Source organism: Plantactinospora alkalitolerans (assembly GCF_015690345.1).
Lineage (GTDB): Bacteria > Actinomycetota > Actinomycetes > Mycobacteriales > Micromonosporaceae > Plantactinospora > Plantactinospora alkalitolerans.
On record NZ_JADPUN010000041.1, the window covers coordinates 1 to 24,576 of the forward strand.

A 24,576-nucleotide genomic window follows, 5' to 3' on the forward strand; every position below is an offset into this window, starting at 1 on the left:
CTCCACCACGGGGGTGGCGGCCACCCGTGCACGTGCAGCCGCCACCACCACGACCGCTGCCCGCCCAGGACCTTCCGGGCCTTGATTCCGCCGAGGGCGGCGCGCGGACGCTGACCCTGGGCATCGGGATGGTCGGCGGCGCGGTACTGCTCGTGGTGATGTGTCTGCTCTGCTCGAGGGTGCTGTTCTGACCGCCCGGCCGCCGTGCGGCGCGGAAGGCTCTAGAGGATGCCCTCCCACACCGTCTTGGCGCCCGTGTCGCCGGTCAGGTAGACGTAGTAGACGCTGATCGCCCCGAGCACCACGACGACTCCGGAGAGCACCAACTTCAGCCAGCCGGGCAGCGACCGACGGCGGCTGGTCAGGACCACCAGCAGCACCGTGGCCACCCCGAGCGCGAGGCTCCACCACAGGGTCAGATCGCCGTAACCCTGGTGCTCCTCGATCTTGGCTATCCCCTCCGGCGGGTAGTTCCGGGCGACCAGGACCTCCTTCAACTCCTCGCCGGACAGTTTGGCGAAGAGGGCCGACACGGGTGCGCCCACCGCGAGGGCCACCGCCGCCCAGTCCAGCCGGGACCGAAACCGAGGCAGGACCACGTAAGCCACGCTGACCAGCGCCAGCAGCGGTACGAAGACCACGACGGCGTGAATCAGCAACGGATGTACGGGAAGGCCCATGAATTCCCTGAACACCGGCGTCTCCTTTGTGATGATCCCGACCGGGGACCCTACGCTACGACGAACAGGTCACAGTTCCTGCGACCCATCCCGGTACACGGGTGAGGAGCCGGGGCGGTTCACTTTGGTTCCACCGGTACCCGGTTGTCACCTTCGCGTCCCGGCGGCCGGGCGGCCGACCAGCACCATCGGCCGTTCCCGCCTTGTTGGCACCGGGTCCACGTGCTGTTATAGGTGAATGACTGGTGAGGAGCTGCTCCGGTCGAGGGGCCTTCGGGTCACCCGACCGCGCCTCGCCGTACTGGAGGTGCTGGCCGCCGGCGGGCACCTCGAGGTGGACGAGATCACCCAACGGGTCCGCCAGCGGCTCGAATCGGTCTCCACCCAGGCGGTCTACGACGTGCTCGGCGCCCTCTCCCGGGCCGGACTGTCCCGCCGCGTCGAGCCCGCCGGATCACCCGCCCGCTACGAGGCACGGGTCGGGGACAACCATCACCACGTCGTCTGCCGGGGCTGCGGCGAGATCGCCGACGTGGACTGCGCCGTCGGCTCCGCGCCCTGCCTCGACCCCGTCACCGCGTACGGCTTCGAGGTCGACGAGGCGGAGGTCACCTACTGGGGGCTCTGCCCCAACTGTCAGCTACGCCGGGCCGCGGACGACTGAGCCGACCGGCGGGGGCCGGATGCTGCCGCGACGGCGCTCCCGCGCTCGGGCCGGGATCCGACACCCGGCGGGATCACTTCGGATCGGCCGGCAGCAGGGCCCGCTCCACGGCTGTCCACGGCTCCTTGGCGGGCGCGTCCACTCCGGCCGGGCAACTGCGCCGGTAGTCGCACCAGCCGCACCGGACGCCCGGCGAGACCGGGAACGCCTCGTCCGGGTCGGTGCCGTCGGTGACGGCCCGCTCGGCGGCGATGATGTCCCGGGCGGTGTCCTCGGCCCGACCCAACTGGCGGGCCAGTGATTCCGGGGTGTGGTCGTGTGCCGCCACCGTCCCGGTGGGCAGATGGTGCAGTTCCACCCGCCGGCACGGCTGCCGGAACACCCTTTCGGCGGCGTAGGCGTAGAGCGCGAGCGCCTGGGAGCCACGGGCGTCGTCGGCGTCCAGCCCGGTACGCCCGGTCTTGTAGTCGACGATCACCAACTGCGGACCGTCCGGGCCGGGGCGGGAGTCGATCCGGTCGGCCCTGCCGTTGAACGCCAGCACGGCGGTCTTCACCGCCACCACCCGCTCCACACCCAACGGGTCCTGGTCGGGATCCAACGTGTTCACGTAGGACTCCAGCCACTCGAGGGCACGGCGGAACACCGCCCGCTCCTGCTCGGAGTCCCGGTAACCCTCCCGGACCCAGGTGCCCTTGAGCAGCGTCGGCAGTGCGTCTGGGCTGCGGCGGTCGGCCGGCAGCGCGTACCAGTTGCGCAGGGTCGTGTGCACGCTGGCGCCGAGGGAGTTGTGTGCCCAGGGTGGGCCCTTCGGCGGCGCGGGACGGTCGACGTAGGAGTAGCGGTACCGCCGTGGGCAGTCGGTATACGTGCCGAGTTTGCTCGGCGTACAGACGAAGAGGCGTTCGGGCATCCCCTCGAACCCCAACTGCTCGGGCTCGGCGCCACGTGGTCGAGGGGTCCGGTTACCGCCGGAGGAGGGCCTACGCACGGCCCGATCCTGCCATGTCGGTCCGACACACCCGTCGATCCGCCTCCAGCGGCCGGTCGCGTCACCGGAACCGGCCCGCCGTCCGGCGCCCGTGCGGGTCAGGCTCCGTGCAGGTGGGCGGTGACGAAGGCGGCCACCGAGTCGGCGATGAGCTGCACCGCGATCGCGGCGAGCAGCAGGCCGGCGATCCGGGTCAGCACCTCGATCCCGGCCGGTCGGAGCACCTTCACCACGACGCCGGAGAAGCGCAGGATGAGCCAGACCGCGGCCATCACCGCCACGATGCCGACCGCGATCGACAGGTAGTCCGCCGTCCCCTCGGCCCGCTGCACGAAGAGCATGGTGGCGACGATCGCCCCGGGACCGGCCAGCAGGGGCGTACCCAGCGGCACCAGCGCGATGTTGGTCGTGGTCTGTTCCCCGGGGTTGTCGGCCTTGCCGGTGAGCAGTTCGAGCGCGACCAGGATCAGGAGCAGGCCGCCCGCGCCCTGCAACGCCGGCAGGTCGATGTGCAGGTAGTCCAGCAGCGTCTGCCCGGCCACCGCGAACACCACGATCACCCCGAGGGCGAGCGCCACCGCCTGCCACGCGGCGCGTACCCGGTCCCGGGCCGGCATCTGACCGGTCAGGGCGAGAAAGATCGGCACCATGCCCGGCGGATCGGTGATCACCAGCAGGGTCACCAGGACCTCGCCGAGCAACTTCATGTTCACGTGATCACCGTAGTCCGGCTCGGGCCACGGTCCGGGCAGGTCAGCCGGGGTCGGCGAGCACCGCGACCCCACTGGCCGCCGCCACGATCCGCTGGTACGCCTCGACCTGGGTGGTGTGCGCGCCGAGCCGGACGGTCTTGTGCGTGCCGTGGAAGTCCGACGAGCCGGTGACGATCAGCCCCAGTTCGGCCGCGAGGGCCCGTACGTGCGCCCGCTCGGCCGGCGAATGGTCCTCGTGCTCCGCCTCCAGGCCGGCCAGCCCGGCCGCCGCCAACTCGACGATCAGCGAATCCGGCACGATCCGCCCCCGTCGACTGGCTCGGGGATGCGCCATCACCGGCACCCCGCCGGCCTGCCGGACCAACCGGATCGCCCGGAACACGTCGATGTCGTCCTTGGGCAGCCGGTACCGCTCACCGAGCCAGTCCGGCATGAACGCCTCGGCCGTCGTCGCGACCAGACCGGCCCGGATCAGCGCCTGCGCGATGTGCGGCCGGCCGACGCTGCCACCGGCGGCACTGGCCCGGATCTCCGGCCAGCTCACGTCGATGCCGTCGGCACGGAGCAGGTCGACGATCCGTTCGCCCCGTACCTCCCGGGCCGCGCGCACCCGGGCCAGTTCGGCGACCAGTTCCGGGTGGTCCGGATCGAAGAGGTAGCCGAGCAGGTGCAGCGGGATCGACGGCTCGGTGCCGTACCACCGGCAGGACAGCTCGGCGCCCCGGACCAGGCTGAGTCCCGGCGGACGGGCCCGCGCCGCCCGGTCCCAGCCGCCGGTGGTGTCGTGGTCGGTTATCGCCAGTACGTCGAGCCCGGCCGCCCCGGCCGCGCGAACCAGTTCCTCGGGGGTGAGGGTGCCGTCGCTGGCGGTCGAGTGGGTGTGCAGGTCGATCCGGACCGGACCGTGTCCGATGTCCGGCGTTGCCGGCTGGGGGGACGTCACCGGGCCGACGTTACCGGCCGTCGGCCGGCACGATCAGCCTCGGCACCAACTGCCAGCTCTCCTGCACGCCGTCGGGCAACGGCACTTCCTCCTCGGTGCCGTCGGTACGGCAACGCACGACCCGTCCCTCGTCGCCGGTCACCACCGTGTGGTCGTCGGTCCAGACGGGGGTCACGGTGGAGGCGACCGGACACGAGATCAGTTGGGTTCCACCGTTCAGGGTGCGTCCGACATCGATCAGCGCCACGTCGGCGGTACGCCGCTCGGCCAGCCAGCGGCCGTCCGGGGTCAGCCCGCCGTCCGCCGCCGTACCGCCCAGCCCGAGCGCGCAACCGCCGACCCGTACCGGCAGCAGCTTGCCGCCGTCGGGGGCGAGCGTGGCCAGGCAGTGCCGGGTCCCGTTCTCCTCCCGGACCAGCCCCACGAGATCGGCGCCCCCGGGGGCGTAGACCGCCGTCACATCGGCGTTCCGGGTCGGCTCGGCCGGTCGGGTCCGGTTGACGAATCCGTAGCCGTGCCGGCCGTCGGAGATCACCACCCGGTCGGCGGTGAGCGCCACCGGCCAACTGTCGGCGGGCACCGGGACGTCTCCGACCACCGCCATCCCCGCGGTGGTGACCTCGGCGATGTAGACCGTCGTGTCGATCTGGAAGGCGAACTCGTTGCCGTCGGCGCTCAGCACCCACCGGTCGTCCTCCCCGCTGAGTGAGAGCGAGGAGCCGTCCGGCCGGAGGAAACGGACCTTGCTGGTCCCGGCGTACACCCAACCGGCGGGTACCCGGTAGACCCGGGTCACCTCGCCGACCCCGGTGAGACTCAGCCGCCGTCCGTCGGTGGTCCAGAGCTGGTCGCCGCTGCGGATGTCGAGACCGATTCCGGTGTTCCGGCCCGCGACCGGCGGATCGACCGGCGGATCGACAGGTGCGGTCGAGAACGGATCCACGGAATCGACGCTGAACCCCGCGACCGAGCTGGACGGTCCGGTCCGGTCCGGGAACCAGCCGCCACCCAGCGTGGTCACACCGGCGATGACCAGCACCAACGCGGCCGCCACCGCGAACGAGGATCCGACCGCTCGCCGACGCCGCGCCGAACGCCCCCGCCGGATCACCGCGCCGGCCGGATCGTCCGCCACCGGCGGCGCCTCCACCTTGGCGGTGAACATCTCACGCAGCGAGTCTTCCAACATGATCATCGAACTTCCGCTCCGACCGCCGGAACGGGGGAGTTCGGCACGGCCAGCGGCGACGCCGGCCGCCGGGCACCGACCTGTCGCGGTCGGGGGGCCACCGGCTCGGGGTCCGGCAACTGGTCGCCGGATGCTCGCGCCGGCTCGAACTGCTGATCGGCGGTGACCCGTCCGACCGGTGCGGGTGCCAACTTCCCGTCGGGTGAGGTGACCGGAATGTCGGCTTCGGCCCCGAGTCGGCGTCGGAGCGTGGTAAGTGCCCGGGAGGTCTGGCTCTTCACCGTCCCGGGGGAGATGTCGAGCAGCGCCGCCGTCTGCGCCTCGGACATGTCCTCGTAGAACCGCAGCACCAGAACGGCCCGCTGGCGTACGGGCAGGGTGCGGACGTGCCGCCACAGCCGGTCGCGTTCGAGCTGTTCCTCGATCTGGTCGGGAGCCGGCCGCTCCGGCAGCACCTCGGTGGGCCGTTCGCCGTGCCAGCGCCGCCGCCACCAACTGGTCGCGGTGTTGATCAGGACCCGTCGGGCGTACGGCTCGACCGCCTCGATCTCCCCGAGCCGCTTCCACGCCAGGTAGGTCTTGGTCAACGCGGTCTGGAGCAGGTCCTCGGCGGTCGCCCAGTCACCGGCGAGCAGATACGCCGTACGCAGCAGGGCGGCCGAGCGCGCCGCGACGAACTCGCGGAACTCCTCGTCCACCGAGTGCCTGGGCGCCACTGTCGCCTCCCCCCGCCATGACAATCGAAGGCTGCCACAGCCGGACCCGTCAGGTCCATGGCGGATAGGTGCGACTCCATCCGATGTTCGGGCAAAAGGTTGCGGCGCCGTAGTCGGTTGCCAAACTCCGTTACCAAGCTCACATGCCTGTCAACGGTCTCCCGCGCCCTCGTCAATGCGCCTCAGGCACCGTCATCTGCCTTGGCCTCTTCGGCCTCCTTGCCCAATCGGGCCTCGACCGCCTGCGGTTCGTACATCTCCTCGACGACCCGGAGATAGAGCTCATTGGGGTTGGGCAGGTACTTGACCTCCCGCAGCGCCTGCTCCTGACCGGCCGACTCCAGTACGAAGGTGCCGTAGTTGAGCGCCCGACCGAGCGGGGATTGTTCGTATTTCATGTCGGTGACCCGCAACAACGGCATCATTGCGACCTGTCGGGTGATGATCCCATTGACCACCATCACCCGCTTGTTCGTCAGGATGAAGCGGTCGAAATACCAGTCCGCCACCCGCCAGGCGACCCAGCCCATGACGCCGAGCCAGATCAACACCGCGATGGTGGTCAACGTGCCCACCTGCTGACCGGCGAGGAAGCCGGAGAGGTAGCCGAGCACGAAGGTGGCCAGCAGGCCGACCAGCAGCGGGGTGGCCAGGTAGATCTTGTGTCGCTTCCACTCGCCCCGGTACCGCTCGGTGGGGAAGAGGTAGCGCGCGACCAGCGAGGTCGGCTCGTCCTCCAGCGGCAGGACCCGGCGCGGACCGAGCGGCATCCCCGAGGCGTCGACCCGGAGGCCGGCAAGTTCCTCCTCGGAGATCTCCGGGCCCTGATCCGGATCACGCACCCAGCCCCGGGTGCCGGCCCGACGCTCCTCGCCGCCGTACCCGACGCCTTCGGAGTAGCCCGGCCCGTCCGAATAGGAGGGTCCGTCCGAGTAGTCCGGACCGGTACCGAACCCTGGACCCTCGTCGGGTCGGACCCGGGGGATCGGTTCGGTGTCCCGGTCGCGCCGTCGACGCTCGGCGTCGTCCTCGGGCTCAGGGGGTTCACCCGACGGATTGCCCATCGGCTGCTAAGCGACGAGGTCGGTGAAGAAGTCGCCGAAGCCCTGGGCGACTTCCAGGATGCTTCCGCCCAGCGACTTGAAGACGTCGGCGGCAGAAGACGGCTGGTAGGCGATGAAGAAGATCAGAAAGGCGATGCCGCCCCAGGTGAAGACCTTTTTAAGCATGGCGGGCCATCCCTCCGTGCGGTACCGGGCTGCGAACCGCGGCAAAACCCAGCGTATCAGTCTGCTGTCCTGTGGTGAATAAACCACGCGCGCCCTGTTCCGCTGCCCGACCGGCCATTTCAGACCTTCCCGTGCAGGTAGGGGGAGGGAGCACCGTACACAAGCTCGGGCGGTGTCCACTCGGTCAGGTCGTGTAGGTCGACGTCTTCCGCGAGGAGGTAGCCTGCGCTCGCCGGCCAGGTTATCGCATAGAGCCAGATCCCCCGAGCTTCGCCGGCGTAGGCGCTCCGGTCTGTCGGAGATTTGACTGACCAAAGTGGAGTCGGATGACCGCCCGCCCGGACCTTGGCGTGCGCGACCCGCTCGGGATGACCGGGGCCGGGTTCGGTGATCGCCTCGGTGAGCTGCGGCCCCGGGTCGGGACCGGCGGTGCCGGCGAGCCGGGTCCCCAGGCCGACGCCGGGTTCCTCGGCGACGAGCACCAGGTCGGCCGGGCCGCCACCGAGCGGGGCGGGCCCACTGCACGCCACCGCTGTCGCCCGGACCCCGCCGCGATCGTCACCGGCCCAGCCGACGCCGGTCATGGTCCAGCCCGGCGGGAGCGGCCAGGGACACCACAGCGGCACGGCGGGCACGGCACGGGCGCCGGAGCCGTCCGGGTCGGTCATACCCCGGTCGGCGCTGATCCGGTCGATGGTGCTCGCCACGATCTCCGGCCCGATGTGCTCCGCGACGTGCAACGGGGACACCGGGCCGCAGTCGGGACACCGCCAGGCAGTGTGCATCAGGTCCGGCGCTCGCACCGGACCGCCGCAACGCGGACAACTCACCGCAACACCCACGACAACTACAGTCCCCGTACCGCTGGCCGGAGTCAAGCAAACCCGCCTTTTCGGTCTTTCTCCGTACGGTCGGGACGGGTCTTCCGGGGTCGTCCGGAGTTCCGGCGGTGATTTGAGCGAGAATGGGGGCCTTGTCGCGGCAGTACGGGCAGGTACCGACCCGGCCGAGAGGTCAGGCGGGCCCGTCGGGCGGCGGGCCGCCGTGCGTCCGGATCCAGGCGTGCATGGCGATGCCGCTGGCCACGCCCGCGTTGATCGACCGGGTCGAGCCGTACTGGGCGATCGAGTAGACCGCCACGGAGGCGACGCGGGCCGGCTCGGAGAGCCCCGGGCCCTCCTGACCGAACAGCAGTACGCAGCGGCGCGGCAGCACGGCGCTCTCCAGCGGCCGCGATCCGGGCAGATTGTCGATCCCGAACAACGGCAGGTCGGACGACCGGCACCAGTCCAGGAAGGCCTCGATCGTCTCGTGGTGCCGAACGTGCTGGTACCGGTCGGTCACCATGGCGCCCCGCCGGTTCCACCGCCGACGGCCGACCACGTGCACCTCGGCCGCGAGGAAGGCGTTGGCGTTCCGGACCACCGTGCCGATGTTGAAGTCGTGCTGCCAGTTCTCGATCGCCACGTGGAAGCCGTGCCGCCGCAGGTCCAGATCGGCGACGATCGCCTCCCGACGCCAGTAGCGGTATCTGTCGACCACGTTGCGCCGGTCGCCGTACGCCAGCAGCTCCGGGTCGTAGCGCGGGTCGGTCGGCGGCTCGCCGGACCACGGCCCGACCCCCACCTCCAGCTCGACCTCGGCGCCCTCCACGATCTGCAGAGGTTACGGCCCCGGGTCAGCCGGCCGAGCGCAGGCCCAGCGCCTCACCCAGCTGGTCCAGGAGCCGGCGTTGCGCGGGGTCCACCGGATCGCCGAAGGGTCGGGGGCGGCCGTCGGGGCCGGCGGCGCGACAGACCCGGGCGGCGACGGACTGGACCCACTGGCGGTACGCGGCCGAATCCGCCGGGTCGGCCTGTCGGGCCAGTGCCCCGACCGCGGATCGGCAGGACCGGAGCAGTTCGGCGAGTTCTCCGTCGGGCGGGTCGGGCCGGACCGGCGCCGAGTGCCCGTCGTCGGATTCCGCGTAGATGGCCGCGACCACCGCGCGGACCAGTTCGCTGTCGAAGGACCTGCCGGCGGCGATGCCGTCCAGGCCGGCGAGTCCCTCGGTCACGGCCCGGACCGGATTGTCCGATCCGGTCGACGAGGCCGCGACGATCACCCGGCCAGGCAGCCGGATGAGCAGTTGCCATTCGTCGGCCGCGTAGCCGGCCGTGGTCGCGCGCCACATGCCGTGCGTTGCGCCGGGCGAGTCCGGAGATCCGGTGTGACTCATGGCGGCCCTCCCGGGTCAGCATATGCCGCCACTGCGGAAAAGGTCCCGTTCCGCCCCGAAAAGCGACGGTGGCGCATCCGGCCCGGCTCGCCACACGGTCGACACGGCCGAACGACCCGGTCCGTCATCGTCTTCGTCACCGACACCGACACCGACACCGAGTCTTCGTCACCGACCGGCCCGTCTCCGGCTTCCCGCCCGGATCGGGTACGCCGACGGCACCGTTAACGGACATTGAGGGAGCCTCGGGAGCGGAGAAACCGACCCCGGACGCAATGAGCGGCGGGGCCCTCCCCGGCACCCGCCGCCCACGCTCTGATGGGAAAGATTCTGCCCGACCCGACCCACTCCACAGAAGGGGCGGACGAGAGATGGGGCTCACAGTTACCTTTTTGTAATGTTACTGAACGTGAACAGTCGTACGCTACGAGGCATCCGTTATGTCACCTGTTTCCGCTTGCCAACCGGCAAGTTTCCCGATCACACCCGGCCTGGCCAGCGCAAGCGCTGGAAACGCTCCCATGACCCTCTGTCACCCGACTGTGTCATGAATGTTTCACTTCCGGATTCCCTCACCAAGGGACCTGTATCGATGCCCCGTCCATACGTGACGCGCCCCACGATGGCCGTTTCAGGACGTCCACCCGGGGAATTCACAGAGGGCCGGACAGGTTCTCCAGTCGTAGGACCAATTGCGGTGATCGGAGTGATCAATGGCGACCGTTGAGCTGACCACAGGCAACTTCGACGAGGTGACCGAGCAGCCGGGCATCGTGCTGGTGGACTTCTGGGCGGACTGGTGCGGCCCGTGCAAGCGCTTCGCGCCCGTCTACGAGCGCTCCTCGGAAAAGCACGAGGACATCGTCTTCGGCAAGATCGACACCGAGGCACACCAGGAAGTCGCCGCGAAGTTCGACATCCGTTCCATCCCGACGATCATGGCGGTCCGGGATGGCGTGATCGTTTTCGCCCAGCCGGGAGCCCTGCCCGAGTCGGCGCTGGAGTCGCTGATCGAGCAGGTGCAGGCACTGGACATGGACGACGTGCGCAAGCAGCTGGCCGAGCACGCGGAGCACAGTCACTGACCTGGTAAACCGGTCTTCGGCCGGACACCCTCCACGGGTGTCCGGCCGAAGTCGTCTTCCCGGCCGAGGCGGTGGTCCCCGGTCGGGCGAGCAGGACGGTACCCTCGGCGGCTGCCGTACCGCGTAGGGTCTCCAACCGATGAGCACGTTGACGAGGCGGGGCCGGAGCATCCGGGTGGGCCTCACGGTCCTGGTCGGCGCACTGGTGCTGGTCGGCACGCTGTGGGGCCAGGACGACCATTTCCCGTTCGGCCCCTTCCGGATGTACGCCGGATCCAACCCGCCGAACGATCCGGCCCCGGACACCCGGGTCGAGGGGGTCGACACCACCGGCGCGGTCGTCGGGCTGGGCGAGACGAGCACCGGGATCCGGCGGGCCGAGATCGAGGGTCAGCAGGGCCGCTACGCCGCCGACCCGACGCTGCTGCGCCAGGTCGCCGACGCGTACGCCGAACGGAATCCCGAGGCCCCCGCGCTCGTCGAGGTGCGCATCGTGATCCGCTGGTACGGCATCCGGGGCGGCCGACCGACCGGCACCTCGGTCGACGAGACGGTGGTCCGGTGGCGAGCGCCGTGAACGGGTTGAAGGGGATTGCGGGCGCCGTGCCGCGCTGGCTGACCGAGCCGGTGCCCCGGGGCCGGGTGGCCGCCTTCCGTACCCTGGTCTACCTCTTCGTCGTGGCGGACCTGCTGGTCTTCACCCCCTGGGTCCGCGACAAGGCCAGCATTCCGGGCGAGTTGTACCAGCCGCTCTTCGTCGGCCGGCTGCTGCCGTTGCCCACCCCGACGCCGCTGCTGGTCAACATCCTCTTCTGGGCGCTGCTGCTGCTCGCCCTGGCCGCCGCCACCGGGCGCGCGCCCCGGGCGCTGGGCTGGGCGGTCTTCCTGCTCTATTTCGAGTGGATGGTCATCGCGATGAGCTACGGGAAGGTGGACCACGACCGGTTCGGCTTCCTGGTCGCGCTCGCCGTCCTCCCGACCGCCGGACGGGCCCGGCACGGTGACCGCGAGAACACCGAGGCCGGCGGCTGGGCCCTGCGGGTCACCCAGATCGCCGTGGTCTGCACCTACTTCCTGGCCGCCTGGGCCAAGCTCCGGTTCGGCGGGATCGAGTGGACGACAGGGTCGGTGCTGGCCCGGGCGATCATCCGGCGCGGCACCGACCTGGCCGACCTGATCGCCCAGGTGCCGTACCTGCTGATCGCGGCGCAGATCGGCATCATCGCGTTCGAGCTGCTCAGTCCGGTGGTGTTCGTGGTCCCGGCGCGCTGGCGGCAGGCGGTGGTCGCGTTCTTCTACTCGTTCCACCTGGTCACCATCGCCACGATCACGATCTCGTTCGCCCCGCACCTGGTGGCGATGACCAGCTTCCTGGAGTTGGAGCGACTTCGTCCGATCGACCGGCTCCGCCGGCTGGCCCGCCGCCGGCCCGGCCGGAACACCGAACCACCGCAGCAGCCGCAGGCGCGGGCGGAGCCAGCCACAGCGCCGGAGGTGGCGCCGGACACCCCGTCGGCTCAGCCGTCGCCCGCCGTGCCGTGACTCAGCCGTCCCCCGCCGTGCCGTAGAGCCGCTCCCGGGTCGCCTGGGGCAGCGAGCAGGCCGCGGTGCCGCCCGGCAGCCGGTGCCGGTTGCGGGCCACCCAGCGGTACCCGGGCCAGGCCACCACCCGGACCGGCGGCAGCCGCAGCGCGGCGCCGAGCACCCGCCAGCCCGGCCGGCTGGCGCCGAGCAGCCGGGCTATCGCGTCCGGCCCGGCCGCGCGGACGCCGTCGGTGCCGATCCACCAGACGGCCTCCTCGCACTCGGCGACGGTCAGCCCGAGCGCGTCGAGGTCGGCGAACTGCCAGGGCACCACCCTGGCCCCGGTCGGGATCCGCCGGCCGATGAAGTCGGCGCACGTGGTGCAGAAGGCACAGTCGCCGTCGTACACGAAGGTGGGCTGGTCCATGACACCCATCCTCCCCCGTGCCGGGCGGCGCCGGCCAATCCCGGCTAGGCCACGTGGGTGAGATAACCGGCCAGGGTGCGTTCCAGGATCTCCGGGCCGGGTCGGTCCCAGACGGCGGCGTTGAAGACCTCGACCTCGATCGGACCCCGGTAACCGGCGGCCTCCACCGCCATGCGGAACCGGCGCAACTCCACGCAGCCGTCGCCGGGCAGCGCCCGACCCAGCAGGACTCCCTCGGGCAGCGGGGTGGCCCAGTCGGCGACCTGGAAGGAGGCGATCCGGTCCTCCCGGCCGGCCCGGGCGATCTGCGCCCAGACCTGGTCGTCCCACCAGACGTGGTAGGTGTCCACCACGACACCGACCGCGTCGGGAGGGTACGGCGCGGCCAGGTCCAGCGCCTGGCCGAGGCTGGACACCACGCACCGGTCGGAGCAGAACATCGGGTGCAGCGGCTCGATCGCCAGTCGTACCCCGGCGGCGCGGGCGTACGGCACGAGGGCGCCGATCGCGTCGCCGACGTGGGCCCGGGCCGCGTCCACGTCCCGACTCCCCTCGGGCAGCCCACCGGAGACCAGGACGAGCACCGGCGCCCCGAGGGTGGCGGCCTCGTCGATGGCGCGGCGGTTCTCGTCGTACCAGTCGGGGGTGTTGAAGAAGCCACCGCGACACAGTGAGGTGACCGCGAGGCCGGCGTCGCGGACCAGTACCGCGGTCCTGTCCAGGCCGTGGGCGGCGGTCTCCTCGCGCCACAGGCCGACGGCGGACACCCCGGCCGCCACACAGCCGGCGACGAGGTCCGGGATCGGCCAGTACTTCGCGGTGGCCTGGTTGAAGGAGAACCGCGCCGGCACCCCCGCCATCAGGCCTGCCCGGCGTCGAGGTCGGGGATCTCGATCCGCCGACCCTCGCGGGCGGAGCGCAGGCCCAGCTCGGCGAGTTGCACGCCGCGGGCGCCGGCCCACAGGTCCCAGCTGTACGGCTCGTCGACCACCACGTGCCGCAGGAACAGCTCCCACTGGGCCTTGAAACCGTTGTCGAACTCCTCGTTGTCCGGCACGACCTGCCACTGGTCCCGGAAGTCCTCGGTCGCCGGCAGGTCCGGATTCCACACCGGCTTCGGTGTGCTGGCACGGTGCTGGATCCGGCAGTTGCGCAGTCCGGCGACGGCGCTGCCCTCGGTGCCGTCCACCTGGAACTCCACCAGCTCGTCCCGGTAGACCCGGACCGACCAGGACGAGTTGATCTGTGCCACGATCCGGCCGTCCTGCCCGGGACGCTCAATCTCGAAGATGCCGTACGCGGCGTCGTCGGCGGTCGCGTCGTAGCGCTCGCCGGCCTCGTCCCACCGGTGCGGCACGTGCGTGGTGACGTGCGCGGCCACCGTGGCGACCCGGCCGAAGATCTGTTCGAGCACGTAGTGCCAGTGCGGGAACATGTCGACGGTGATGCCGCCGCCGTCGGCCGCGCGGTAGTTCCAGGACGGTCGCTGCGCCGTCTGCCAGTCGCCCTCGAACACCCAGTAGCCGAACTCGCCGCGTACGGAGAGGATCCGGCCGAAGAACCCGCCCCGGACCAGCCGGTCGAGTTTGCGCAGACCGGGCAGGAAGAGTTTGTCCTGCACCACCCCGTGCTTGATGCTGGACGCGTCGGCCAGCCGGGCCAGCTCCACCGCGCCGGCCAGGTCCTCGGCGGTCGGCTTCTCCGTGTAGATGTGCTTGCCGGCCTCGATCGCCAGCCGCAGCGCCTTCTCCCGCTGGGCGGTGACCTGCGAGTCGAAGTAGATCTGTACGTCCGGTCGGGCCAGCGCCGCGGGCAGGTCGGTGGTCCACTCGGTCAGCCCGTGCCGCTGCGCGATCTCCCGTAGCTTCGTTTCGCTCCGGCCGACCAGTACCGGCTCGGGCCAGAGCCGGCGGCCGTCGGGCAGTGGCAGTCCGCCCTGCTCGCGGATGGCGAGCAGGGACCGGACCAGATGCTGCCGGTAGCCCATCCGGCCGGTCACGCCGTTGAGCACGATGCCGATCGTGGTACGGGCCATACGTCGCCTCCTCAGGCAGGCTGATCCGCGGATGCCGCTCGTCGAGGCGGTACGCCGATCGTGCGTCGGGGTGGCCATGAGGCGCGATGGTGGTGACGGTGTGGTGGTGGAGCGCGCCGCACGCCCGGTAAGCGCTTTCCCGATTACGCTACCGACTCGGTTCGGATTCCGGCAAGGCCCTCACCCCGTCCCGACCGCCACCGCCAGCGATCCACGGCGGTCCCGGCCGAGGCGCCCCGGACAGCGGGTACCGCGCCACGACGACGGCCGATGAAGCGCGGCGCGGCACCGCGATATCCTCACCTGCGACCGATCAGCGGGCGGTCGGGGAAGGACTCGAGGGCATGGCCACTCTGGCGGACGTCGCACGACGGGCCGGTGTGTCACCCGCCACCGCGTCCCGGATCATCAACGGCAGCCCCAAACCCGTCACGGACGCGCTCCGCGAACGGGTCCTGGCCGCCGTCGAGGAACTCCAGTACGTACCCAACGCGCACGCCCAGCAGCTCGCCCGCAACCATCGCAGCGCGGTCGGCGTCATCGTGCACGACGTCTCCGACCCGTACTTCGCGGAGATCACCCGGGGGCTGCAACGGGTCGCGACCGAGCACGGCCGGCTGGTCATCATCTGCAACACGTACCGGGATCCGGACCGGGAACTCGAGTACGTCGAACTGCTCCGGGCCAACCAGGCCGCCGCGATCATCCTCGCCGGATCCGGCTACCACGACGAGCAGTTCACCCACACCCTGGACGCCAAACTGCGGGTGTACCAGGCCACCGGCGGGCACGTGGCGGTCATCGGCCGGCACGAACACACCGGGCACGCCGTGATCCCGGCGAACGAGGCGGGCGGCCACCTGGTCGGCGCCGAACTGTTCGGCCTCGGGCACACCAGGGTCGGCGTCGTCGCCGGTCCACGGCACCTCACCACCACCACGGACCGGCTCGCCGGGCTCCGCCGGGCGGCCCGCGAACACGGGCAGAAGTTCGGCGCCCGGCAGATCGTCTACGCCGACTTCGAGCGGGCCGGCGGGGCCGCCGCCACTGCGGCACTGCTCGACGCCCAGCCACAGCTCACCGCCATCGCCGCCCTCAACGACTCGATGGCGATCGGCGCGCTCGCCCTGCTCCGCGAGCGCGGGATCGACGTCCCCGGACAGATCAGCGTGGTCGGCTTCGACGACATGCCGATCGCCGCCGACGTGATGCCCGCCCTCACCACGATCCGGCTGCCGCTGGCCGACATGGGCGCCCGGGCCATGACGCTCGCGCTACAGCCGCCGGAGCCGCTGAACACCCCGCAGATCGAACACGTCGAGGCCGTACTGGTCCGCCGGGGAAGCAGCGGGCCGCCTCCATCCGGCGCCTGACGACCGAGGTGTCCGACCGCCCGGCCAGGGCGTGGCGAGTTGCGCGATCTATCGTACGCATGTTCGAATAGGGCCCATGCGCTGGGAAAACCTGTCGTCGGCTCCCCCCGACACCGGACCCCTCACCGGGGCGGCGCCAGCGGCTCCACCCCTGCCGCTGGCGCTGCCCGGCGCTGTCGTACGCACCTTCGACACGCCCGCGTTCGCCGGCATGACGTTCTACGAGGTGCAGGCCAGGTCGATCCTCAACCGGGTGCCGGGTGCGTCGCGGGTGCCGTTCGAGTGGACGATCAACCCCTACCGGGGATGCAGCCACGCCTGCGCGTACTGCCTGGCCGGGGAGACCGAGATCCTGCTCGCCGACGGCAGCACCCGACCGCTGGACCGGTTGCGGGTCGGCGACGAGATCTACGGGACCGTCGCGCAGGGCAACCACCGGCGCTACGTCCGTACCGAGGTGCTGGCGCACTGGTCGACGGTCAAGCCGGCGTACCGGATCACCCTGGAGGACGGCACCGAGTTGACCGCGAGCGGCGACCACCGGTTCCTCACCCCGCGCGGCTGGAAACACGTCGTCAGCTCGCCGCCGGGCGACGCGCCCCGGCCCTACCTCGCGATCACCGACAGCCTGGTCGGCACCGGCCGGTCGGGGTCGACGCCCGACCCGCGTCCCGGCGATCCGGCCGGCCGGCTCGACGGGACGATCCTCGGCAGCCGGGCCGCCGTGCGGATCCGGGGAATCGAGCCGCTGGAAGGCGAACTCCGGCTCTACGACATCACGACCGGGACCGGCGACTTCATCGCCAACGGGGTGGTGAGTCACAACTGTTTCGCCCGGAACACCCACACCTATCTCGACCTCGACGCAGGAAGCGACTTCGACAGCAAGGTGATCGTCAAGGTCAACGCGGGCGAGTTGGTCCGCCGCGAGCTGGCGGCGCCGAAGTGGCGTGGCGACCACGTCGCGATGGGCACCAATGTGGACTGCTACCAGCGGGCCGAGGGGCGTTACCGGCTGATGCCGCCGATCCTGACGGCGCTGCGCGACTTCGCCAACCCCTTCTCGATCCTGACCAAGGGCACGCTGATCCTGCGCGACCTGCCGCTGCTGCGCCAGGCCGCCACGGTCACCCGGGTCAACATCTCGCTGTCGGTCGGCTTCGTGGACGAGCCGATGTGGCGCTCCGTCGAGTCGGGGACGCCGAGCCCGCGCCGCCGGCTCGACGCCGTACGGCAGCTGACCGACGCCGGTTTCCAGGTCGGTGTGCTGATGGCGCCGATCCTGCCCGGACTGACCGACAGCGAGGAGTCGATCGAGGAGACGGTGGCCGCGATCGCCGCCGCCGGAGCGGTGAGCGTCACGCCGTTGCCGCTGCACCTGCGCCCCGGTGCCCGCCAGTGGTACGCGGCCTGGCTGGCCCGGGAGTTCCCGCGGCTCGTCCCGCGCTACCGCGCGCTCTTCGGCCAGGGCTCCTACCTGCCGCAGGCGTACCAGCGGGAGGTGACGGCCCGGGTCCGGATGGCCGCCCGCCGGCACGGTCTGCACCGTGCCGAGTCGGGCGAGGCCCGGCAGGTCGGGCCGGCGGAGGTTCCGGCGCCCGTCGTCGAACAGCTCACCCTGTTGTGATCGTCGCCGCCGGTTCGAGAGAGTTACAGTCGCGGGGTGCGTAGCGCTCAGCAGATCCTGGCCGAGGCCGGCGTGATCGCCGTGGTCGGCGCCTCCCGCGACCCCCGGAAGCCGGCGCACAGCGTGCCGTTGCAGATGCAGCGGTACGGCTGGCGGATCATCCCGGTCAACCCGGAGGCGGACGAACTCTTCGGCGAACCCGTCTACCGGTCACTGGCCGAGATCCCTCATCCGGTCGACCTGGTGAACGTGTTCCGACCTGCCGGGGACGCCGCCCGGGTGGTCCGGGAGGCGGTCGAGATCGGCGCCCCGGCGGTCTGGTTGCAGCTCGGCATCGTCTCCGCGCAGGCCCGGCAGATCGCCCAGGAGGCGGGCATCGACTACGTCGAGGACCGCTGCCTCGCGGTCGAACGCGCCGTGGCCGGGCTGTCCCGGCGCCCCGGCTGACCACTGAACGACTATTTTCTCGGTGAATAGTTGACTCCACTATTCACTGAGGGAATAGTGGACGGGTGTCCGCCTCATTCGTGCTGCTCGGCCTCCTGTCGTCCGGGCCCAAACACGGCTACGAACTCAAGCGCGCCTACGACCGCAGCCTGCCCAACGCGAAACCGCTCGCATTCGGCCAGGTGTACTCGACGATCGGCCGGCTCGAGCGCGACGGCCTGGTCGAACGCGCCGGCCAGGACCGGGACGGCGGACCCGACCGGGTCACGTACGAGCTGACCGAACTCGGCCGGCAGACCCTCGACGAATGGCTCGGCACAGTGGAGCCACCGGCCCCGTACGTCAGCAGCGTGCTGCTGGCGAAGGTGGTCGTCGCCCTGCTCACCGCCGAGCCCGAACGCGCCGGCAGCTACCTGGCCGACCAGCGCGCCGCCCACACCACCCGGTTACGCGAACTGACCCGGTCGAAGCACGACCCGACCGCCAACATCGGCGACGTGATCACCGCCGACTTCACCATTGCCCATCTCGACGCGGACCTGCGCTGGTTGCGGACCACGCTGGACCGCGTCGCCGAGCTGCACCAGGAGACGCAGCCATGACGATCCTCCAGGCACGAGGAGTCGTGCGCTCCTACGGCCAGACACCAGCGCTGCGAGGAGTCAGCCTCGACGTCCACGAGGGTGAGATCCTCGCCGTCACCGGGCCCAGCGGATGCGGCAAGTCGACGCTGCTGCACTGCCTCGCCGGCATTATGCGGCCGCAGGAGGGTGAGATCCACTATCGCGGCCAGCGCATCGACACCGGTTCGGAGAGCGTGCGGTCCAAGCTGCGCCGCACCGAGTTCGGGGTGCTCTTCCAGTTCGGGCAGCTCGTCATGGAACTGACCGCGGCCGAGAACGTCGCACTGCCACTTCTGCTCGCCGGCACGGGGCGGCGGGAAGCCCGGACGGCGGCCCTGACCTGGCTGGACCGGGTCGGGGTCGCCGACGTGGCGGACAACCGACCGGGCCAGATGTCCGGCGGTCAGCAGCAGCGGTGCGCCCTGGCCCGCGCCCTCGTCACCGAGCCCCGGGTGCTGTTCGCCGACGAGCCGACCGGTGCACTGGACACCCTGACCGGGGAACAGGTACTCGGCCAACTCGTCCGGGTGACACACGAACAGCGCACCACCGTGGTGCTGGTGACGCACGAGCCACGCGTCGCCGGCTACGCCGACCGCGAACTCACGATGCGCGACGGCGTGCTGGACGAGACCGAGGCCGGCATCGCCGTGCCGTCCGGAAGACACGGCCGGTGAAGGCGACGACCGCGGTCCGGCTCGCCCTGGCCGGTACCCGTGCCGACGCGGTCCGGGTCGTACTCACCGCGTGCAGTGCGGCGCTGGCGACGTTCGCGCTGCTCGCCGCGCTGACCGTGCTCGCGATCCGCACGCCGCCCGACACCGGCTCGCGCTTCGCGCCGTGGTCCGAGCAGTACGGCAGCGCCCTGCTCCGCGAACCCGGACTCCGGCCGGGCGTGGCGATCGCGCTGATCCTGCTCATGGTGCCGGTGCTGGCGTTGGCGGGCCAGTGCACCCGGCTCGGCGCGCCGGCCCGGGACCGCCGGCTCGCCGCCATCCGCCTTGCCGGGGCGACCCCGCGCCAGACGACCGCCATCGCGCTCGCCGAGACCGGCCTCGCCGCCGTCACCGGAACCGCGGTCGCCTTCGTCGGCTACCTCGTCGCACACGAGGTCCTGCACCGGCCCGGACCCGACGGCACCCTTGCGTTGCCGACCGACGTCCTGCCGAGCGTGCCGGTCCTCGTCGCCGCCGGCCTCGGCCTGCCGCTGCTCGCCATGCTCGCCGCCGTGGTCGTCCTGCGTCGCGTCACCATCAGCCCGTTCGGTCTCGTCCGCCGCCAGGGGCGGAACCGCGCGCCATGGCCCTGGCCGGGGATCCTCATCGTGCTCGGGGTGCTGCTGTTCGGCGCCTTCGGACCACTGCAACGCGCCGAGTTCAAGCTGCCGGACTGGATCGGCCGGATACCCGGTTGGCTGGTCGTGATTCCCCTCTTCGGGGGCGCGTTCCTCGCCTCGATCGGGGTGGTGCTCGGTGCGGGCTGGATCTCGTACACCACCGGACGGCTCCTCCGCCGGTTCGCGCGCCGGCCCGCACCCCTGCTCGCCGGCAGCCGGCTGATGGCCGACCCCTGGGCCGGCAGTCGCAACCTGGCCGCCCTGCTCGCCTGTGTGCTGTTCGCCGCGGGTGCGGCGGGAGTGCGCTCCTGGTTCACCACCCAGGAGGCGGCGCAGGCCGAGGCGAATCGGCTGGCGGCCGGTCCCGGCCCGTCCGACATCGGGCCCGGCGACTCGTTCCACCTCCAGACGATGGACCTGGTGAACCTGGCCGTCCTGGTGGCACTCGTCATCGCCGCCGGTGGACTCGTCGTCGCGATCGTCGAGGGCATCGTCACCAGCCGCCGGACGTACGCGGCCCTCGTCGCGACCGGCGTACCGCGACCGGTGCTCGGCCGGGCGATCCTGTGGCAGTCCCTGGCTCCGGCGGTGCCGGCGATCCTGCTCGCCGTGACCGTCGGCGTGCTGCTGCCCCGAAGCCTGCAATCGGAGGCGCGCACCGGCGGCAGCAGTTGGGAGGTCTGCGACGCGAGCCAGGCACTCTGCGAGGATCCCGTCACCCGGGCGCAGTACACCCGGATCGTCGAAGAGCCCGCCATCATCCGGTCGATCCCGGTGCCGTTCGACGAACTCGCGCTCGCCGTCGGGGTCGGCCTCGCCGCGGTACTCGCCACCGTCGCGATCGGCCTGGTCTTCCTGCGCTCCAGCACCGACCTGGAGGAACTGCGGGTCGGCTGACCGCTGGTCGCCTGCCAGGCGCCGAAGCGCGAACGACCCGGCCGAAGACGAACTATCCCGACATTCCCTCAGATAGGAGGCGCCACGGGTACGTTGCTGGGAAGGAGGGCGGAACCATGAGCTACCCAGGGCCGGGCCAGTACGGCCAACCCGGCCGGTACGGCCAGCCGTCCGGCATGAACGTGATGGCGATCCTGTCGCTGGTCTTCGCCTTCGTCTTCGCTCCGGCCGGCATCGTGCTCGGACACCTGGCCCGGCGACAGATCAGCCGCACCGGCGAGCAGGGCGGCCAGTTGGCCCTCTGGGGACTGATCCTCAGCTACCTCTTCACCGCGCTGTACGTGGTCGGTTGCTGCGGCTGGCTGGCCCTGGTCAGTTGGGCCGGGTCGGAGGGCAGCGGTGGCGCCTACTGAACAGGCAGGACAGCGCCACCGCCACCACTGGGGAAGACCGGGGAAAACGACGTCCTAGCGGAACTCCGCCTCACGCACGCTGTTGCCACCGTCGACCACGAGCATCTGCCCGGTGATGTACGACGCGGCCGGAGAGCAGAGGAAGGCGATCGCGGCGGCCACCTCGTCCGGCGTACCGGGCCGACCGACCGGGGTACCCAGACCCTGCTTCAGCTCCGCCATGGTCGACGCGGCGGTGTAGATCGTTCCCGGGGCCACCGCGTTGACCGTCACCCCGTCCGCGATCATCTCCATCGCGAGCGCCCGGGTCAGCCCGACCACGCCGGCCTTCGCCGCCGCGTACGCCGCCTCGGTGGGTAGCGCGTTTACCGGACCCGCGGTGGCGGAGAGGTTGACGATCCGGCCCCAGCCCCGCTCGGCCATGCCGCCGATGAACGCCCGGCTGCACAGGAAGGCGGTGCTCAGGTTCCGCTCGATCTCCCGGTGCCACTCGTCATAGCTGAGCTGGACCACCGGGCGAAGCACCTCGGGGCTCGCCCGACTCGCCAACCCCGCGTTGTTGACCAGCACCTCGACCTCGCCGAGCTGCTCGACGATCGCGTCCGCCAGCGCCCCCACCTCGGCCTCGTCGGTCAGGTCCGCCACGAAGCCCGTCGCGCCCAGTTCCGTCGCCCGCTCGTGGATCCGCCGGGTGGTCGAGACGATCGCCACCCGGGCACCCAGTCCACAGAGCCGGCGCGCGGTGGCATACCCGATCCCGTCCGGGCTACCGGCCCCGGTGACCAACGCCACCTTTCCGTCGAGGCGCATCGTCACCGGCTCGGCGTCATCGCCCGGTGCACCACTTCGGGCCGGGTCGATGCTCTGCGAGACGGTGCCCTGCGAACCGGAGCGGGTCCGGCGGGCCAACGTGGGGCGCGTGGCGTCCCGGCGGGGCCGATTACCGGCTCTGTCCCCGGCGCGCGCGTCGAATACCATGCCGCGATCCTGCCCCGTCCGGACGATACGGGCAACGGCGCACCGCCGTGGGGCACCACCGAAGGCTGTGCCGACGGGCGGGCGGGACAAAACCAGGGGCCCCAACCTGGCGGGCGGCGACTACCCTGGCGAGGCGCCCCGGACAGATGGAGTGAGAAACCCAGATGAGCGACCCCCAGCAGAGCGGCTACTCCAGCGACCCGTCGTCGTGGCAGGCGCAGCCGCCGCCGCAACCGCCGGCACAGCCGACCTACCAGGACCCGACCTACCAACCCCAGCCCCTGCCCGACCAGGGCTACCAGGCCGGCTATCCGGACCCGAACCAACAGCAGGGATATCCGGCCGACCAGGCGTACCCGGCCGCGGCCTACCCGACGAGCGCGGATCCGTACGGTCAGCCGGTCATGGCGCCGGGCTACCCCCCGCCCGGCTACCCGCTCGTCGTCGCCGCGCCACCGGTCAACGGACTGTCGATCGCGGCCCTGGTGGTCTCGATCGTCGGCGTGCTCGGCCTGTGCGGCTACGGCCTCGGCGGCTACATCGGCATCGTCGGCGCGATTCTCGGTCACGTGTCGCGCAAGCAGATCCGTGAGCGGGGCGAGGGCGGCGCGGGAATGGCCACCGCCGGAATCATCGTCGGCTGGATCGCCGCCGCCATCGCGGTGCTCGCCACCATCGCCATCGTCGGGTTCATCGTCTGGGCGGCGCAGCAACCGTCCGGCTACGACGGCGGATACTGAGCCGTTCCAGACCAGCAGGAGCCGTCGTGACCCAAGCTACTCCTGACACGCCATCCGAACCGGGCGGCACCGGCCTGAACCCGTACGACGCCGAGGCCGGTCAGCAGTCCGCGCCGCCGGTCGGTGGTCCACAACCCACCTGGGCGCCCGGTTACCCCACCTATCAGGTACGCCGGCCGACGAACAGCATGGCGATAGCCGCGATGATCACCGGGATCGTGGCGCTGTTCAGTTGCCAACTGATCGGCGTGGTCGCCGTCTATCTCGCCAAGCGCGCCCGCGAGGAGATCCAGGCCAGTGGCGAGGAAGGTGCCGGCTTCGCCACCGCCGGCCTGGTCCTCGGCTGGATCGCCATCGGCCTGGCCGCGCTGTCCATCCTCGCCCTGCTCGCCTACTTCGGCCTGATCGGGCTGATCTTCGCGACGAGTTCGAACACTTCCTGATGTGACGAGTTCGAACATCTCCTGATATCCAGCGACACCACCGAAGGCGGCCCGACCGGTAGTGAACCGGTCGGGCCGACCGGGTCTGCCGGGTCGGTCGGGTCGGTCGATTCGGTCGGGTCAGTCGTTTCGGTCCGTACGGCCCGGCCCGGTGCCGGGCCGCGATGCCGGACCGGGCTGCCGCAGCGGACCGGCCTCCGGAGCCACCGGTACCGGATCCGGTCGCCGATCCCGCCCCGCCCGGGTACGACGGCCGGCCCGCGCCTCGGCGTGCAGTACGACGGCGACTCCGGCCAGCAGCAGGGCCAACCCGGGCAGGGCCGTCGACCGGGGCACCTGGTCCAGCCAGGCCCAGGCGATCACGGCCGCGCCGGGCGCCTCCAGCAGGAAGAGCACGCTGATCGTGGTGGCCGAGATCCGGCGTAGCGCGTAGTTGAACATCGAGTGGCCGAGCAGTTGGGCCCCCGCCACCAGCCCGAGTACGGCGAGCCAGGTCGCGGTGTCGAAGCCGGTGATCGGAACACCCCCGACCAGGCACACCGCGAGCAACGCGACCGCGCAGACCCCGTAGCAGATGGTGGTGTAGGTGACCGTGCTGGTCGTCGTCCTGGCCCGCTCGCCCAGCGCCGTGTAGACGGCGGCCGCCATGCCACCGGCGACCGCGAGCAGATCCCCGGCCACGGCCCGGCCGGACACCCCGAAGTCGGCGCCCACCGCCCAGATCGCGCCGAGCACGGTCACCCCGATCCCGAGCCAGGCGGCGAGGGGCAGGCGACGGCCCTGCCCGTGGGCGATCAGTCCCTGCCAGACCGGTTGGGTGACCACCAGCGCGGTGGCCGCCGCCACCGAGGTCAGTTGGGCACTGGGCATCCAGGTCGCGAAGTGCACGGCGAGGGCGAGGCCAGCCAGGGCGCAGTAACCGGCCTCCCGGCGCCCGGCGCCCCGGGCCAGCGCCCGGAACTCCGCCCGGCGGCGGGCCAGCGCGAACGGCCCGAGCACCCCGACGGCGAGGATGTTGCGCCAGAACGCGATTGCCAGCGCGGGCGCGGCGGCGAACGCGATCAGCGGCGCGGACGACGACACCGCCGCGACGGCGACGGCGACCGCGCCGATGCTCAGCGGGTCGATCGAAGTCCGGGATGGCGGAACGGCGGAAGGCACGGAAAAATCCTCACATGTCACTCGTGGCCACCACGTGACCGACAAACCGTTAACATCGTCCGGTCCCGCCTCGCCACCTCTGGTTCTGGAGGCCGCCCACCCGTGCCCACATACCGGTCCCCCT

General features: G+C 71.3%; 29 protein-coding genes and 1 pseudogene. 14 read left to right on the forward strand and 16 right to left on the reverse strand.

The genetic code is table 11. From position 1 onward, the window contains the following. Nucleotides 1-191, forward strand: a pseudogene (locus I0C86_RS01980) (translation initiation factor 2); the annotation flags it as partial. Between the two features lie 30 nt (nt 192-221). Here I0C86_RS01980 and I0C86_RS01985 read toward each other — a convergent pair. Beyond that, nucleotides 222-695 carry a DUF2231 domain-containing protein gene (locus I0C86_RS01985; protein WP_196199446.1) on the reverse strand — a complete coding sequence of 158 codons (474 nt, stop codon included), beginning with the start codon at nt 693-695 and terminating at the stop codon, nt 222-224. 223 nt (nt 696-918) lie between these two features. On the opposite strand from I0C86_RS01985, the gene I0C86_RS01990 reads away from it, so the two are divergent. Next, on the forward strand, nt 919-1,344 hold the full coding sequence (locus I0C86_RS01990) for a Fur family transcriptional regulator (RefSeq protein ID WP_196199447.1): 426 nt from the start codon (nt 919-921) through the stop codon (nt 1,342-1,344). Nucleotides 1,345-1,417: 73 nt separating this feature from the next. On the opposite strand, the gene I0C86_RS01995 is transcribed toward I0C86_RS01990, so the two are convergent. The 10 genes from I0C86_RS01995 to I0C86_RS02040 form a co-directional block, all read right to left on the reverse strand. Continuing rightward, nucleotides 1,418-2,257 (reverse strand): RecB family exonuclease, encoded by an 840-nt coding sequence (locus tag I0C86_RS01995; protein WP_196199472.1) that lies wholly within the window; start codon nt 2,255-2,257, stop codon nt 1,418-1,420. A 176-nt stretch (nt 2,258-2,433) separates the two neighbouring features. Continuing rightward, nucleotides 2,434-3,048, reverse strand: a complete 615-nt coding sequence (locus tag I0C86_RS02000) for a MarC family protein (RefSeq protein WP_196199448.1) — start codon at nt 3,046-3,048, stop codon at nt 2,434-2,436. Between the two features lie 40 nt (nt 3,049-3,088). Beyond that, nucleotides 3,089-3,961 (reverse strand): PHP domain-containing protein, encoded by an 873-nt coding sequence (locus tag I0C86_RS02005; RefSeq protein WP_196199473.1) that lies wholly within the window; start codon nt 3,959-3,961, stop codon nt 3,089-3,091. Nucleotides 3,962-4,001: 40 nt separating this feature from the next. Beyond that, nucleotides 4,002-5,186: a hypothetical protein gene (locus tag I0C86_RS02010; protein ID WP_196199449.1), complete on the reverse strand. Its 1,185-nt coding sequence runs from the start codon at nt 5,184-5,186 to the stop codon at nt 4,002-4,004. Further along, a complete protein-coding gene (locus I0C86_RS02015; protein WP_196199450.1) occupies nt 5,183-5,896 on the reverse strand; it encodes a SigE family RNA polymerase sigma factor in 714 nt (237 codons plus the stop codon). The genes I0C86_RS02010 and I0C86_RS02015 overlap by 4 nt, the downstream gene beginning before the upstream one ends. Nucleotides 5,897-6,078: 182 nt before the next feature. Further along, nucleotides 6,079-6,960 carry a PH domain-containing protein gene (locus I0C86_RS02020; protein ID WP_196199451.1) on the reverse strand — a complete coding sequence of 294 codons (882 nt, stop codon included), beginning with the start codon at nt 6,958-6,960 and terminating at the stop codon, nt 6,079-6,081. A 6-nt stretch (nt 6,961-6,966) separates the two neighbouring features. After that, the gene (locus I0C86_RS02025; RefSeq protein ID WP_196199452.1) at nt 6,967-7,125 is read right to left on the reverse strand and encodes a hypothetical protein; all 159 of its coding nucleotides are present in this window, start codon (nt 7,123-7,125) and stop codon (nt 6,967-6,969) included. A gap of 119 nt (nt 7,126-7,244) precedes the next feature. Next, entirely contained in the window at nt 7,245-7,910 is a 666-nt protein-coding gene (locus I0C86_RS02030) for a DUF6758 family protein (protein WP_196199453.1), read from the reverse strand. A gap of 229 nt (nt 7,911-8,139) precedes the next feature. Further along, nucleotides 8,140-8,778: a TrmH family RNA methyltransferase gene (locus I0C86_RS02035; protein WP_196199454.1), complete on the reverse strand. Its 639-nt coding sequence runs from the start codon at nt 8,776-8,778 to the stop codon at nt 8,140-8,142. Between the two features lie 25 nt (nt 8,779-8,803). After that, complete coding sequence (locus I0C86_RS02040) at nt 8,804-9,343, reverse strand: hypothetical protein (protein ID WP_196199455.1); 540 nt, start codon at nt 9,341-9,343, stop codon at nt 8,804-8,806. Nucleotides 9,344-10,056: 713 nt separating this feature from the next. Between I0C86_RS02040 and trxA the strand changes: the two genes are divergently transcribed. The 3 genes from trxA (at nt 10,057) to I0C86_RS02055 (ending at nt 11,970) form a co-directional block, all read left to right on the forward strand. Further along, the gene (gene trxA / locus I0C86_RS02045) at nt 10,057-10,428 is read left to right on the forward strand and encodes a thioredoxin (protein WP_196199456.1); all 372 of its coding nucleotides are present in this window, start codon (nt 10,057-10,059) and stop codon (nt 10,426-10,428) included. A 139-nt stretch (nt 10,429-10,567) separates the two neighbouring features. Further along, nucleotides 10,568-11,005: a hypothetical protein gene (locus I0C86_RS02050; RefSeq protein ID WP_196199457.1), complete on the forward strand. Its 438-nt coding sequence runs from the start codon at nt 10,568-10,570 to the stop codon at nt 11,003-11,005. Next, entirely contained in the window at nt 10,990-11,970 is a 981-nt protein-coding gene (locus I0C86_RS02055; RefSeq protein ID WP_407676255.1) for an MFS transporter permease, read from the forward strand. The genes I0C86_RS02050 and I0C86_RS02055 overlap by 16 nt, the downstream gene beginning before the upstream one ends. A 1-nt stretch (nt 11,971) precedes the next feature. On the opposite strand, the gene I0C86_RS02060 is transcribed toward I0C86_RS02055, so the two are convergent. Genes I0C86_RS02060 through I0C86_RS02070 form a run of 3 tightly spaced genes read right to left on the reverse strand, consistent with a single transcriptional unit; the run spans nt 11,972 to nt 14,414 of the window. Then, nucleotides 11,972-12,379 carry a thiol-disulfide oxidoreductase DCC family protein gene (locus I0C86_RS02060; RefSeq protein ID WP_196199458.1) on the reverse strand — a complete coding sequence of 136 codons (408 nt, stop codon included), beginning with the start codon at nt 12,377-12,379 and terminating at the stop codon, nt 11,972-11,974. A 44-nt stretch (nt 12,380-12,423) separates the two neighbouring features. Then, a complete protein-coding gene (locus I0C86_RS02065; protein ID WP_196199459.1) occupies nt 12,424-13,239 on the reverse strand; it encodes a sugar phosphate isomerase/epimerase family protein in 816 nt (271 codons plus the stop codon). Next, a complete protein-coding gene (locus I0C86_RS02070) occupies nt 13,239-14,414 on the reverse strand; it encodes a Gfo/Idh/MocA family protein (protein ID WP_196199460.1) in 1,176 nt (391 codons plus the stop codon). Before I0C86_RS02070 ends, I0C86_RS02065 begins: the two co-directional genes overlap by 1 nt. Before the next feature lie 344 nt (nt 14,415-14,758). On the opposite strand from I0C86_RS02070, the gene I0C86_RS02075 reads away from it, so the two are divergent. From I0C86_RS02075 to I0C86_RS02105, 7 genes are all read left to right on the forward strand, one after another. After that, complete coding sequence (locus I0C86_RS02075) at nt 14,759-15,787, forward strand: LacI family DNA-binding transcriptional regulator (RefSeq protein ID WP_196199461.1); 1,029 nt, start codon at nt 14,759-14,761, stop codon at nt 15,785-15,787. Nucleotides 15,788-15,863: 76 nt separating this feature from the next. Next, nucleotides 15,864-17,414 (forward strand): Rv2578c family radical SAM protein, encoded by a 1,551-nt coding sequence (locus I0C86_RS02080; protein WP_196199462.1) that lies wholly within the window; start codon nt 15,864-15,866, stop codon nt 17,412-17,414. Between the two features lie 36 nt (nt 17,415-17,450). Beyond that, nucleotides 17,451-17,861 carry a CoA-binding protein gene (locus tag I0C86_RS02085; protein ID WP_196199463.1) on the forward strand — a complete coding sequence of 137 codons (411 nt, stop codon included), beginning with the start codon at nt 17,451-17,453 and terminating at the stop codon, nt 17,859-17,861. A gap of 65 nt (nt 17,862-17,926) precedes the next feature. Continuing rightward, complete coding sequence (locus tag I0C86_RS02090) at nt 17,927-18,463, forward strand: PadR family transcriptional regulator (RefSeq protein ID WP_196199464.1); 537 nt, start codon at nt 17,927-17,929, stop codon at nt 18,461-18,463. Next, nucleotides 18,460-19,161, forward strand: coding sequence for an ABC transporter ATP-binding protein (locus tag I0C86_RS02095; RefSeq protein ID WP_196199465.1), 702 nt, complete (start codon nt 18,460-18,462; stop codon nt 19,159-19,161). The genes I0C86_RS02090 and I0C86_RS02095 overlap by 4 nt, the downstream gene beginning before the upstream one ends. Further along, nucleotides 19,158-20,717: an ABC transporter permease family protein gene (locus I0C86_RS02100; RefSeq protein WP_196199466.1), complete on the forward strand. Its 1,560-nt coding sequence runs from the start codon at nt 19,158-19,160 to the stop codon at nt 20,715-20,717. The genes I0C86_RS02095 and I0C86_RS02100 overlap by 4 nt, the downstream gene beginning before the upstream one ends. 116 nt (nt 20,718-20,833) lie before the next feature. After that, on the forward strand, nt 20,834-21,130 hold the full coding sequence (locus tag I0C86_RS02105) for a DUF4190 domain-containing protein (RefSeq protein WP_196199467.1): 297 nt from the start codon (nt 20,834-20,836) through the stop codon (nt 21,128-21,130). A 54-nt stretch (nt 21,131-21,184) separates the two neighbouring features. On the opposite strand, the gene I0C86_RS02110 is transcribed toward I0C86_RS02105, so the two are convergent. Continuing rightward, nucleotides 21,185-22,039 carry an SDR family NAD(P)-dependent oxidoreductase gene (locus I0C86_RS02110; protein WP_407676256.1) on the reverse strand — a complete coding sequence of 285 codons (855 nt, stop codon included), beginning with the start codon at nt 22,037-22,039 and terminating at the stop codon, nt 21,185-21,187. A 233-nt stretch (nt 22,040-22,272) separates the two neighbouring features. Here I0C86_RS02110 and I0C86_RS02115 point away from each other — a divergent pair, with 233 nt between their 5' ends. Both I0C86_RS02115 and I0C86_RS44820 read left to right on the forward strand, forming a co-directional pair. Continuing rightward, nucleotides 22,273-22,848: a DUF4190 domain-containing protein gene (locus I0C86_RS02115; protein ID WP_196199469.1), complete on the forward strand. Its 576-nt coding sequence runs from the start codon at nt 22,273-22,275 to the stop codon at nt 22,846-22,848. A 26-nt stretch (nt 22,849-22,874) separates the two neighbouring features. Further along, on the forward strand, nt 22,875-23,291 hold the full coding sequence (locus I0C86_RS44820; RefSeq protein WP_196199470.1) for a DUF4190 domain-containing protein: 417 nt from the start codon (nt 22,875-22,877) through the stop codon (nt 23,289-23,291). Nucleotides 23,292-23,411: 120 nt separating this feature from the next. Here I0C86_RS44820 and I0C86_RS02125 read toward each other — a convergent pair whose 3' ends face one another. After that, a complete protein-coding gene (locus I0C86_RS02125; RefSeq protein ID WP_196199471.1) occupies nt 23,412-24,452 on the reverse strand; it encodes a DMT family transporter in 1,041 nt (346 codons plus the stop codon). Nucleotides 24,453-24,576: the final 124 nt, after the last annotated feature.